Origin of the sequence: Streptomyces sp. NPDC056987, assembly GCF_042673865.1 — a bacterium.
Classification (GTDB): Bacteria; Actinomycetota; Actinomycetes; order Streptomycetales; family Streptomycetaceae; genus Streptomyces.
Genome location: NZ_JBHURV010000024.1, coordinates 1 through 11,877, shown reverse-complemented (window position 1 = coordinate 11,877; position 11,877 = coordinate 1). Strand labels below are relative to the sequence as shown.

13 protein-coding genes are annotated in these 11,877 nt (G+C 69.4%); 9 read left to right on the top strand and 4 right to left on the bottom strand.

Annotated features, from left to right (window positions below):
* Positions 1-266: 266 nt before the first annotated feature.
* From ACFTZC_RS25430 to ACFTZC_RS25415, 4 genes are all read right to left on the bottom strand, one after another.
* Positions 267-1,004 (bottom strand): thioesterase II family protein, encoded by a 738-nt coding sequence (locus tag ACFTZC_RS25430; protein ID WP_382893456.1) that lies wholly within the window; start codon positions 1,002-1,004, stop codon positions 267-269.
* Positions 1,001-2,251, bottom strand: coding sequence for a cytochrome P450 (locus ACFTZC_RS25425; RefSeq protein WP_382893455.1), 1,251 nt, complete (start codon positions 2,249-2,251; stop codon positions 1,001-1,003). The genes ACFTZC_RS25430 and ACFTZC_RS25425 overlap by 4 nt, the downstream gene beginning before the upstream one ends.
* Positions 2,248-2,562: a phosphopantetheine-binding protein gene (locus ACFTZC_RS25420; protein WP_382893453.1), complete on the bottom strand. Its 315-nt coding sequence runs from the start codon at positions 2,560-2,562 to the stop codon at positions 2,248-2,250. The genes ACFTZC_RS25425 and ACFTZC_RS25420 overlap by 4 nt, the downstream gene beginning before the upstream one ends.
* A gap of 775 nt (positions 2,563-3,337) precedes the next feature.
* Positions 3,338-3,508 (bottom strand): hypothetical protein, encoded by a 171-nt coding sequence (locus ACFTZC_RS25415; protein WP_382893451.1) that lies wholly within the window; start codon positions 3,506-3,508, stop codon positions 3,338-3,340.
* Between the two features lie 672 nt (positions 3,509-4,180).
* Between ACFTZC_RS25415 and ACFTZC_RS25410 the strand changes: the two genes are divergently transcribed.
* The 9 genes from ACFTZC_RS25410 (at position 4,181) to ACFTZC_RS25370 (ending at position 11,788) form a co-directional block, all read left to right on the top strand.
* A complete protein-coding gene (locus tag ACFTZC_RS25410) occupies positions 4,181-4,351 on the top strand; it encodes a hypothetical protein (protein WP_382893451.1) in 171 nt (56 codons plus the stop codon).
* A 210-nt stretch (positions 4,352-4,561) separates the two neighbouring features.
* Positions 4,562-5,971: a helix-turn-helix domain-containing protein gene (locus ACFTZC_RS25405; protein WP_382893449.1), complete on the top strand. Its 1,410-nt coding sequence runs from the start codon at positions 4,562-4,564 to the stop codon at positions 5,969-5,971.
* 85 nt (positions 5,972-6,056) lie between these two features.
* Positions 6,057-6,221, top strand: coding sequence for a lysine biosynthesis protein LysW (locus ACFTZC_RS25400; protein ID WP_073720752.1), 165 nt, complete (start codon positions 6,057-6,059; stop codon positions 6,219-6,221).
* Positions 6,218-7,084: a RimK family alpha-L-glutamate ligase gene (locus ACFTZC_RS25395; RefSeq protein WP_382893447.1), complete on the top strand. Its 867-nt coding sequence runs from the start codon at positions 6,218-6,220 to the stop codon at positions 7,082-7,084. Before ACFTZC_RS25400 ends, ACFTZC_RS25395 begins: the two co-directional genes overlap by 4 nt.
* On the top strand, positions 7,072-8,103 hold the full coding sequence (argC, locus tag ACFTZC_RS25390) for an N-acetyl-gamma-glutamyl-phosphate reductase (protein ID WP_382893445.1): 1,032 nt from the start codon (positions 7,072-7,074) through the stop codon (positions 8,101-8,103). Before ACFTZC_RS25395 ends, argC begins: the two co-directional genes overlap by 13 nt.
* 19 nt (positions 8,104-8,122) lie before the next feature.
* Positions 8,123-8,944 (top strand): [LysW]-aminoadipate kinase, encoded by an 822-nt coding sequence (locus ACFTZC_RS25385; RefSeq protein WP_382893444.1) that lies wholly within the window; start codon positions 8,123-8,125, stop codon positions 8,942-8,944.
* Positions 8,941-10,005 carry a M20/M25/M40 family metallo-hydrolase gene (locus ACFTZC_RS25380; RefSeq protein ID WP_382893442.1) on the top strand — a complete coding sequence of 355 codons (1,065 nt, stop codon included), beginning with the start codon at positions 8,941-8,943 and terminating at the stop codon, positions 10,003-10,005. The genes ACFTZC_RS25385 and ACFTZC_RS25380 overlap by 4 nt, the downstream gene beginning before the upstream one ends.
* Positions 10,002-10,811, top strand: a complete 810-nt coding sequence (locus ACFTZC_RS25375) for a transketolase (protein ID WP_382893440.1) — start codon at positions 10,002-10,004, stop codon at positions 10,809-10,811. The genes ACFTZC_RS25380 and ACFTZC_RS25375 overlap by 4 nt, the downstream gene beginning before the upstream one ends.
* 11 nt (positions 10,812-10,822) lie before the next feature.
* Entirely contained in the window at positions 10,823-11,788 is a 966-nt protein-coding gene (locus ACFTZC_RS25370) for a transketolase family protein (protein ID WP_382893438.1), read from the top strand.
* The last annotated feature ends 89 nt before the right edge of the window (positions 11,789-11,877 follow it).

The following is an 11,877-nucleotide window of genomic DNA, read 5'->3' as shown; positions in this document are numbered from 1 at the left end:
CTGTCCCAGCGGGCGCGTGCCTTTCGAGCGCACGGTATGCGTGCCGGAGGAACTGCCATTTGACGCACCGTGCTTCCGTCTGCCGAACAACAGGACGTACGTCTACCGGAACGGATGGGCGGCACGGTTGATCCGGTCCATCGTCGGCCCCGGGGACATCGAGCTGCGCCTCGTGTGGTCCAGTGACTCCCCTGCCACCCCACACCCGCGGCCGATGGGTTCGGCCGGCCTTCGGCTTCCCGGACCAGTCGTCGGAGTGGACCAGCTCATCGACCGGCGGCGAGCGTCTTGAGGAGCTGGGCGGGCGCGTCCATGAAGTCGTAGTGGCCGCCCTCGACGACGCGGATCTCGACCGAGTCGGCGTAGCTGTGCCAGCCCTGGAGGTCTGCCAGGCTCACGTCGGTGTCCTGGCTCCAGTGCAGGACGGTGATCGGGCAGTCGATCCGGGCGGGTTCGGTGCGCCGGTAGGACGCGGCGGCGGCCTGGTCGCGCAGCAGCACGAACATGCCCATGTCGATCATGTCGGGGCGGGGTTCGATGCCCCGGCTGCGCAGGAACGTGACGAGTTCGGCGCGCAGTTCGTCCTCGCCCAGGTTGAGCATCCGGTCGCGGGCGGCCTCGTGCGGGGCGGGCTGGCCGGACACGAACAGCCGCTGGGGGGTGGGCAGGCCGGCGGCGGCCAGGCTCAGCACGCTCTCGTAGGCGGGCAGGGCGCCCGCGCAGTGCCCGAAGAACGCGAACGGTGTGTCGAGCAGCGGGGTGAGGGCTTCGACGAGCTGGGCGGCGAGGTTCTCGTAGCTGGCGTAGTGGGGGTGGGCGAGGCGGTTCTCGCGGCCGGGGAACTGCACCGGGCAGATCTCGGCGTCGCCGGCCGTGGTGGGCCAGGCGCTGAACGCGGAGGCGCCGGAGCCGGAGAAGGGGAAGCAGAACAGGCGGGCGACGGGCGCACCGGGGGCGGGGGGCCGGACGAACCACGGCGAGGCGAGGGCGGGTCCGGACGTCATGGTGTGAGCCTTTTCTGGACGGCGATGGGCAGGTGGGTCATGCCGGCGATGAAGTAGGAGCGCAGGTGCTCCGGTTCGCCGGCCAGGTCGAGGGAACCGAACCGGTGAAGGAGTTCCTCGAAGAAGACGCGCAGGGTCAGGCGGGCCAGCGGCGCGCCGATGCAGAAGTGCGGGCCGAATCCGAAGGCGACCTGCCGCTTGGCGTTGGGGCGGGTGATGTCGAAGGTGTGCGGGTCGGTGAACTGGGCGGCGTCCCGGTTGGCCGAGCCGATCCACGCGACGACCGCTGCGCCGGCCGGGATGACTCCGCCCGCGACGGGGACGTCGGTCGTGGCGTAGCGCATGAAGTTGCAGGCGGCCGAGGTCCAGCGCAGCCCTTCCTCGACCAGGTTGGGGATCAGAGTCGGGTCGGCCTGGGCCTTGCCGAACTGTTCGGGCCGCTCGATGAGGGCCTGCACGATGCCGGAGACGGTGTGCGGGGTCGTCACGTTGGCGCCCAGCAGGATGCTGTAGCCGTCGAGGGCGATCTCCTGGTCGCTCAGCGGTGCCCCGCCGGGGCGCACGCTCATCAGGTGATGGAGCAGGCTGTCGTCCTCGGCTCCGGAGTCGCGGCGGTCCTTGACCCACTCGGTGACGTATCCGACGAGTTCGTGGTGGGAGATTGCCAGGGTGGCGGCTTCGCTGCCGAGCTGGAAGTGCGGGTCGGAGGGGGCCGTCACCATGGCGGTGAGCTGGACGAGTTCTTCCCAGTCCTTCTCGGGGATGCCCAGCAGCGGGCCGGTGACGATCGCCGGGAGGAGCAGGGCCTTCTCGGCCAGGTCGAACACCTCGCCGTCCAGAGCCGGCTCCAGGAAGCGGGTCACCGACCGGCGGATGGAGTCCTCCCAGGACTTGACCGCGCGGGCGGTGAGCTTGGACCCCAGCGGCCTGCGGACCTCGGTGTGCCGAGGCGGGTCGGTGGAGGTGAGCAGCACACCAGCGGCGACGTCGTCCTGGCCGAGGTGGGTGGGCACGGTGCCGCGTTCGGAGGTGAACTCGCGGTGGTCGCCCAGGACGCGGCACACGTCCTCGTAGCGAGTGACCGACCAGAACTCGCGTCCGTCGGGCAGGACCTGGTGGTGCAGGGGCGCCTTGGCGCGCATGACGTCCCAGACGGGGTGCGGGTCGCCCGTGCCGTAGAGGTCGAGGTCGAACAGGTCGACGGTGCCGAGGTCGATGTCGCGCGCGGGGCCCGGCGTCAGTCTCATGTGCCGGACCTCCCCTGCTCGATCAGTCCGGCGACGCGGGCCGGGGTCTGCGCCAGGTAGAAGTCGCGGACGGAGAGCTGGACGCCGTAGTCGAGCGCCACCCGTTCGATGATCTTGATGCCGGTCAGCGAGTTGCCGCCGAGGGCGAAGAAGTCGTCTTCCGCCCCGATCTCGGGACGGTTGAGGAGTTCTGCCCACAGCGCGGCGATTTCGTCCACCAGCGGCACCGGGCCGCCCGAGGGCGCGTCATGGCGTTGTACGGTCTCGTCCTGTCCACCTCGCGGGTGGATCACCTGCGGCGCCGATTCCATGGTCAGTGGTTTCCTTCCTCCGTCGATCGGGAGTTCCCGTTCGGTCCCGTGCGCCCGATGTGGTGGGCCGTCATTTCGTGTGTGGCCGCGCGGACTTGGTGCGCAGTCCCGCCGGCGGGACAAGTTCGCCGCATGGCCGACTGGAGTGTCACTCGCCGGGGCACCCGCCCGCACCGGTCCCGGCACCGGTTACGTCGCGGCCGGTCGGTGGGGTTGAGCGTGGCAGGGCCGGCATGCACACTGCCACCACACCTACGGGGCCGGTGGGTGCTGTCCCGCCGTCGGGACAGTAACCAGTACGCCCGCGGCCTTGTTCGGTTGCAAGCTTCGGTGACCGCTTGGTGAGGTCCGCGTGAACGGTGAGGGCGCCGCGACGACGCAGCCGCATGCCGAGGGGGTGCGAGGGGCCGGGGGCGAGGTGCCGGGTCCTCACCGATACGCGACAGGACGCAGCGGCAGGCTCCTTCCAGGACCGTGACGGTAACAGGCGCGTTCGGTTCCGGGCTCCGGTTTTCGCGCGTAATCGGTGTATGGAGGTGCCGATGGTGTGCGGAGTGACGCTCATGCGTCGGTCGATCTCCCCGCAGGTGTCCCCGCGTGCCAGGTGTCCGGGTGTTTCTCTTTCCCGGTCACTGATTTTCCGGACAGCGTTCCGTAGTTTATTGCTCACGGAGTCGGGCGTCCTTTCTCTGTCTGGTTCCTGCGTTCCGGGATCTGTTGGGCCTCAGGCTCCGGAACTGGCCACGGGTCGGCTTTCCCCGTGCGTATCCGCAGGTCATCCCGCGGTACGGCCCCAACCGGTGTCGCCGTCGGACCCGATGGAGGATGCCGCTCGGAGGCCGGTGTCGCCGGTCTCTGCGGCGGTACCGGTGACGGCGGTACCGGTGGCGGCGCCGAGCGTCATCGCGCAGAGAACGGTGACCACGAACATGCGGGCAGACTTCATGATTTCTCCCAGAATTCAGAGCGGTGAATGCTCGAAAGGTTCCGTCCGGCGTTGTCCTGCCGTTCCCTTTCCGCTCTTCCAGGATGGTGGGCGCCCGTCCCGGAATCCACCGCCGGAACCATTCACCAAGTTGCCCGGCACCAAAGCGGGGGGTGAACGAAAAACCCACGGGGCCGCAACCGATGACAATACGGACAGGTATGGCTGCCCGAAGTCCTGCCGCGACGAGCGCCAACGGCGTCCGGCCGACGGGCCGTTCGCCGGCCGGACGCCGTCGGCCGGTTGCCCCCTCCGCGTCCGCCACCGCCGCGCAGGCGATGATGATCACTAGGTCGCCGCTCCGACCTGAACATCGTCACCGTCCCCCGCGCCGAGCGACGCATGGCAACGCCCGCCCAGGTCACGGGTGTCCGTCGTGCCGCGAGCCCGCCGCACCGCCGGCGCTCGTCGCGACGGGACTTCGGGCGGCCACATCCGTCCGTATTGTCATCGGTTGCCGCCCCGTGGGTTTTTCGTTCACCCCCCGCTTTGGTGCCGGGCAACTTGGTGAATGGTTCCGGCGGTGGATTCCGGGACGGGCGCCCACCATCCTGGAAGAGCGGAAAGGGAACGGCAGGACAACGCCGGACGGAACCTTTCGAGCATTCACCGCTCTGAATTCTGGGAGAAATCATGAAGTCTGCCCGCATGTTCGTGGTCACCGTTCTCTGCGCGATGACGCTCGGCGCCGCCACCGGTACCGCCGTCACCGGTACCGCCGCAGAGACCGGCGACACCGGCCTCCGAGCGGCATCCTCCATCGGGTCCGACGGCGACACCGGTTGGGGCCGTACCGCGGGATGACCTGCGGATACGCACGGGGAAAGCCGACCCGTGGCCAGTTCCGGAGCCTGTGGCCCAACAGATCCCGGAACGCAGGAATCAGACAGAGAAAGGACGCCCGACTCCGTGAGCAATAAACTACGGAACGCTGTCCGGAAAATCAGTGACCGGGAAAGAGAAACACCCGGACACCTGGCACGCGGGGACACCTGCGGGGAGATCGACCGACGCATGAGCGTCACTCCGTATACCGTCGGAAAAAACGCGGCAACCGGACTTTCGTTACGTGAACGCGCAGTGGGCGGCCTGCGGCAGCGGCCGGTGCCGACACTGTTGGAGGGGCCCCACGAAAATGTTTCCTTCGCCGAGCTGCTGAAGAGACACCGGGGCCGGTCCGGGCTGACCCAGCAACAACTGGCGGACTTCGCGACGTTGAGCGTCCGAGCGATCCGGGACCTGGAGAGCGGACGGGTCCGACGGCCCCGGCGGGAGAGTGTGGGGCTGCTCGCCGACGCGTTGCGGCTGGGCGATCCCGAGCGCCTGCAACTGCACGCCGCCGGTGGAAGCCCGGCGGACCTGCGGGTTGCACCGCTCGAACTGCCCGCGCCGTCCGCTCCGCCTGCCCTGCCCGAGCCGCCCGCTCCGCCCGGCACGCTGGTGGGCCGGGAAGCGGAGCTGCAGGTTCTGCTCGATCAGGTGACCGTGTACGGTCACCGCCTGGTGAGCGTGGTCGGCATCAGCGGCATCGGGAAAACGCATCTGGTGCTTGAGGCGGCCCAGGCGCTGCGTGCCAAGGGCTGGCGGGTCGGGTGGCACGCGTCGGTCGGGGATCCCCTCTGCTGTGGTGCGATTCCTGCGGCCGGCTCCGGTTCCGGCGGGCCGCTGCCGGGTGCCGCTGACCCGACTGACGCCCTCGTCGGGGCGATCGGTGAGAGGCATGAACTGTTGGTGATCGATGGCGGCGACGCTTCGGGTCCCGGCAGGGTGGACGTTGGCGAGTTGCTTCGGCGTTGTCCGGGGCTGCGCGTCGTGGTGACCGGTCTGACGCCGCGATATCTGCCGGGTGAGCGCGTACTGCCGCTCACCGCGATGGCCGTGCCGGAAGAGGCGCGGGACTATGACTACGCCCGGTTGAGCGAGGTTGAGTCCGTGGCGTTGTTCCTGTCCCACATGCGCCGGTCACGGCCGGGTTTCCGGCTTCGGGAGGACAACGCGCACGCGGTGGTGCGGTTGTGCCGCTGGCTCGACGGTGTACCCAGGGCACTTGAGTACGCGGCGGGCTGGTGCCTGGTGTATCCGCCTGAGCTCCTGCTGGCCCGGGCCGGTCGGGACTCCTCTCTCCTCTCCTCCCCGGCGGGCTGCGGCTGCCAGGACCTGCTGCGTTCCCTGGCGCGCAGCGTCGACATCGTGGCCGAGTGCTACCGCCAGGTGCTGGCCGAGGTGGCGGACCGTCCGCACTGGACGGTCGGGGACCTCGATCACCTGGTGCCGGATCCGGCTGCTGCCCTGCACGCGCTGCTGGTCCACGGCCTGGTGCGGCCGGCGGGCGCCCACCTGCCGGAGCGGTTCACGGCGCTGCAACTCGTGCGGCTCCTGTACGCGCGGGACCGAGCTCCGGCGAGGGCGGCCCGCGCCGGCTGAGACTGCCGCTGATTCTGCCTACCGGGGCCCACCGCGGCCCATACGTTTACCCGTGTCTTGTGGCGGTCGATGAAAGGGATTGGAAATGGTCACCTGCCCGGAATGCGAGAACTCGGTGGTTCCCGCCGGAACTCCGGTGATCGGCGAGATAGTGGAATGCGGTGAATGCGCCAGCGAATTGGAGATCCTCACGCTGGATCCGATACGGGCCGCGCTCGCGCCGGAGATCGAAGAGGACTGGGGCGAGTGAGCGGCGCCGTGCCGTTCGCGGTCCTCGCGTCCCGTGTGCGGGCCAGCGAGAAAAGGATCCTCGAAGCCCTCCGTCGCAGAGGGATTGCCCATCGGCACCTCGACAGCCGTGAGTGGTGGCAGCAACTCGGTGACCGCGGCCCTCAGCCGATCGTGCTGAACAGGGAGATCGGGCTCGCCAGGGCGACGTACGCGGCCCACGCGCTGGAGGCGGCGGGTGCGACGGTGGTCAATTCCGCGCGGGCGACCGAGCTGTGCGGGGACAAGTGGCGCACGTCCGCGGCACTCGTCGAAGCCGGACTGCCGACACCGCGAACGGCCCTCGGGCTGACCCCGGAAGCCGCGCTGACTGCTCTGGAGAGCATCGGCTACCCGGCTGTGGTGAAGCCGCTGCAGGGCTCGTGGGGCCGGCTGGTCGCCGCGTTGCCGGACCGGCAGACCGCGGAAACCGTGCTGGAGTATGTCGCCGCGCTGCCCGCACCGCAGGCGCGGATCGTCTACCTGCAGGAATGGATAGCCAAACCGGGGCGGGACATCCGGGTGATCGTGGTGGGCGGCGAAGCGCTGGCCGCGACGTACCGGCGCAGTGAGCACTGGCGGACCAACGTGGCGCGGGGTGCGGTGAGTGAACTGTGCCCCCTGACACCGGACATCGCGAAACTCGCGGTCATGGCCGCGCAGGCGGTGGGGGCCGATATCGCCGGTGTCGATCTGATCGAGGACGAGACGGGAGAGGTCCTTGTCCTGGAGGTCAACCACGGTGTCGAGTTCTCCGGTCTGCAACAGGCTGTCGGTGAGGCGGTTTCCGTCGCTGACCGGATCGTCGACCATCTCCTGGAGAAGTCACGCTCATGCTCCGAGTAGCGACCGTCGGGGCATCCGGCTACATCGGTGGCGAGCTGCTTCGTCTGCTGCTCGGTCATCCACGGGTCACCGTCGTGGCCGCCACCTCCGACCGCCTGGCCGGGCGCCGGGTCGACGGCCCGCATCCCAACCTGCGCGGCCACACGGACCTGTGCTTCGTCGGCCACGACACATTGGAGAGTATCGATTTCGATGTGCTCTTCCTGGCCGCTCCACATCGGGAAACCATGGGAAGGATGGACGAATTCCTGAAACTGGCCGGGACCGTCATCGACCTGTCCGGCGACTTCCGCCTACGGGATCCCGAAATCTATGCGTCCTACTACGGGGTCACGCACACCGCACCGCATCTGATTCCCGAATTCACCACCGGGCTGCCTGAATGGCATCGAGCCCAACTGGCCACGAGCGACCGGATCTCGGTTCCCGGTTGCATGGCCACCGCCGGCATTCTCGCGGTCCGGCCGTTGGCCCGGACGGGTTTGATCGAGGGCACGGTCCGGGTGGACGCCAGAACCGGTTCCAGCGGATCGGGCGTTTCCAGCGGACCCGCCGGCGCTCATGCCGAACGCAGCGGTGCCCTCCGCGTGTTCGCTCCCTCCGGGCATCGGCACGAGGCCGAGATCGCGCAGGCCACGGACCGTACCGTGCGGATGACCGCCACCGGAGTCGAGGCGGTCCGCGGCGTGCAGGTGCTGTGCCACACGAAACTGGCGTCCGGCGTGTCGGAGAGAGACATCCGGTCCGCGTTCCGCGCGACGTACAGGAACGAGCCGTTCGTCCGGGTCATCGCCCAGCGGCAGGGCCTGTACCGGCTCCCGGAGCCGAAGATCCTTACCGGATCCAACTTCTGCGACGTCGGGTTCGCGGTGTCCGAGGAGGACGGCACCGCGGTCCTGATCGGCGCACTGGACAACCTGGTCAAGGGCGGTGCGGGCGGCGCGGTGCAATGCCTGAACGTCCGCTTCGGCTGGCCGGAGCGGACAGGGCTGGAATTCACCGGACTCCATCCGAACTGACGTGAGGCTGATAAAACGAATGCGGGACATACTTGTGGTCAAATGCGGCGGGAACGCCGCCGTGCGGTCGGAGGCGATCTGTGCGGACGTTGCCGCCGTGCACCGCGGCGGCAGGCCGGTGATCCTCGCCCACGGCGGTTCGGCGGACATCGACAGGCTCGCCGAACGCCTTGGAGTGCCTTCCCGCCGGCTCGTCGCCCCGGACGGGGTGTCGACCCGGTACACCGACGAGCGAACTCTCGAAGTGGTGCAGTTGGCGCTGGCCGGCTCCGTCAAACCCCGTCTGCTGGCTGCCCTGCGCGCATGCGGTGTGAGCGCGGTCGGGCTGACCGGCCTGGACGCCGGACTTCTCGTGGCCGCCCGCAAGTCGGCGCACCGCGCACTCGTCGGCGGACGCCGGGTCGTGGTCAGGGACGACCACAGTGGACGGATCGTCGCAGTCAACGGCGACTTGCTGTCCACGGTGCTCACGGCGGGGCTGCTGCCTGTGGTGTCGCCGCCTGCCGTGGCCGAGGACGGCCGTGTGGTCAACACGGACGCGGACCGCGCTGCCGCGGCCGTCGCGGGCGCCGTCCGGGCGAGCACCCTTGTGCTGCTCACCGGGACGAACGGGGTGCTGGCCGACCGGCAGGACGAACGGTCGGTGCTCCCCGTCTGCCGGGTTCCCCGCCGGGGGACACCTCCGGTGGTCACCGGCGGCATGGGGATCAAGCTGATCGCGGCCCGGGAGGCGCTGCTGTCCGGTGTGCACCGCGTCCTGATCGCGGACGGCCGTCGACCGTATCCGGTCCAGGAGGCCCTGGCGGGCTCGTGCACCGAAGTGCTACTGGAGGAAGAGTGACGATTTTTTCGGACACGGCCGCGATCGACCTGCTCCACGGCATGCTGAAGATTCCCTCGCCGTCCTTCGCGGAGTCGGAGCTGGCCGCTCACGTGGTGGATGCCATGCGTGGAGCCGGCCTCACCGCGTGGATCGACGAGGCGGGCAACGCGGTCGGGGAGATCCGGCATGGCCCGGGGCCGACGGTGATGCTGCTCGGGCACATGGACACCGTGCCGGGGGACATTCCGGTGCGCGTGGACGGCGATCGCCTGTACGGCAGGGGTTCGGTCGACGCCAAGGGGCCGCTCGCCACGATGATCTGCGCGGCCGCCGGCAGCACCGGGTTCCGCGGCCGGGTCGTGGTCGTGGGCGCGGTGGAGGAGGAGACCACGATGTCCCGGGGCGCGGTGGAGATCCGCCGTACGCACGAGCCGCCGGACGCGCTGATCATCGGCGAGCCCAGTGGCTGCGACACGGTCGTCCTGGGATACAAGGGAAAGATCGACCTCCGCTACCAGGTGCGGTGCGAGGCCACCCACCCCAGCAACGCCGTGCCCAAGGCGTCCGAACTGGCGGCTCGGGCGTGGACGGAGCTGCTGGACCTGCTCGGCCCGGAGGCGAGCCACGCCCGATTCGACAGTCCTGGACCGACCTTGACGTCGATCAACGGTGGACTGACGTCCGCCACCGCGGAGTTCAGTATCCGCATCCCCCCAGGTTTCGACAGCGAGGGCCTGGTGGCCGCGTTGTCCGAGCGGCTGGATCTGGGCACGCTCCAGGTCGTCAACACGGTGCGCGCCTGCCGGGTCGGCCGCAACGACCCGGTGGTGCGGGCGCTGTCGGTCGCGATCCGCGCGCAGGGCGGCAGCCCGAGGGCGAAGGTGAAGACCGGTACCTCCGACATGAACACACTGGCGGAGGAGTGGACGATGCCGATGGCCACTTACGGGCCGGGGGACAGCAGTCTCGATCATTCCGACCGGGAACACATCAAACTGTCCGAGTACCTGTTCGGCATCGGGGTGCTGACCCGTGCCCTGGCCGAAATGGATGAGCATTTCACCGGAGAGAACCGATGAGTGACGACCACTCGCGCACGGTACGGGAACTCATTGTGCGGATGTGCGCCAACCCGGAGGGCGGCCACCTCGGCGGATCGATGTCCATGGTCGAGATCCTGGTGACCCTCTACCGTCACGTGCTGAGGATCGACCCGCACAGGCCGCAGGCGCCGGACCGGGACATCCTGCTGCTGAGCAAGGGACACGGCGCGATCGGACTGTACGCGGTCCTGGCGGAGCGGGGCTTCTTCCCCGCGGAACTGCTGGCGGACTACGGCGCTCCGGACAGCATGTTCACCGCACACCCGAATCCGGCCGTTCCCGGCGTCGAGATGCCGACCGGGTCACTCGGGCACGGACTGCCGCTCGGTGTCGGCTTTGCGCTCGCCGCACGGTTGGACGGGAGTGACCGGCGTTGCTTTGTCGTGCTCGGCGACGGCGAACTGCAGGAGGGCTCGGTCTGGGAGGCGGCGATGGCGGCCGGCGCCCAGGGACTTGACCGGCTGGTGGCGATCGTGGACCGCAACGGGCTGCAGATCAGCGGTGACACGGAAGAGACCCTGGGCCTTGAGCCACTCGGGGACCGTTGGCGCAGTTTCGGCTGGACGGTACTCGAGGTCGACGGGCACGAGCCGGACCAGTTGCGGACGGCCCTGTCGTGTATCCCGCACACCCCGGGCAGACCGACCGTGCTGCTGGCCCGCACGGTCAAGGGCAAAGGACTGCCCTATATCGAGGGCCAGGCCCGCAGCCACTACGTCCGGCTCACCGAGCGCGGGCACCGGCGTGCCCGTGCCGCGGTGATGCGCGGCGAACGACCCTGAACGGAGACGACATGTCCGTCGTGACAGCCGAACCCACCGTGCCCGACGAGGCCCGCGAGGCCCGGGAGGTGTACCGGGACGTACTGGTCGAGTTGCTCGGCGAGGACGAACGCCGTGTGTGCCTGGACAGCGACACCGGCCTGTTCTCCGCCACCTCATGGGGTGAGAGCGCGCGGCGGTATCTCAACTTCGGTATCGCGGAACAGAACCTGATGGGTGTGGCGGCGGGACTGGCCAGGTCCGGCCGGATCCCCTTCGTCAACACCATGGCGACCTTCGCCGCCACCCGAGCGCTGGAAGCGGTGAAGCTCGACGTCGCCTGGAACAACCTGCCGGTACGGATCGTCGCCACCCACGGCGGGCTCTCCGCCGGTCACCTCGGTTCCACCCACCATGCGCTGGAAGACCTCGCCGTCATGCGGATGCTGCCGAACATGACGGTGCTGGTGCCCGCGGACGGCCCCGCCACCGAGAGCCTGGTCCGAGCCGGCGCTGAGCTGCCGGGACCGGTGTACCTGCGCCTTGGGCGCGGCGTGACGCCGAGCCTTGCGCCGGGGGCGGAACCGGTGCGGATCGGGGTCGCGCAGTCCTTGCGCCGGGGATCCGACGTGACGCTGATCGCCACCGGACCGCATCCCGTGCTCACCGCGGTCGAGGCCGCCGACGAACTGGCCCGCGACGGGATCGACGTGGCCGTACTCAACATGCACACGGTCAAACCGCTCGACCGGGAGGCGATCGTCGCGGCCGCCACCCGCACGCGCGGAATCGTCACCGTCGAAGAACACTGGGCGGCCGGGGGCCTCGGTTCCGCGGTGGCCGAGGTCGTTGCCGATCTGGGTGTCGCCTGTCCGGTACGGCGGGTGGCGGTCGCCGACCGGTTCGCCGCCGGCACCGGGGGACACCGGCATCTACTGGCGCGCAACGGGATCTCCCGCGCGACCGTGACCGAACATGTGCGACGGCTTCTGGCCTGAACCCCCGGCGTCGGAGCGACCCCGGCGTTCCGGACCGGACCTCGACCCACTCCATCCCGTGATCCCGGACCGGGATCACGGGATGGAGC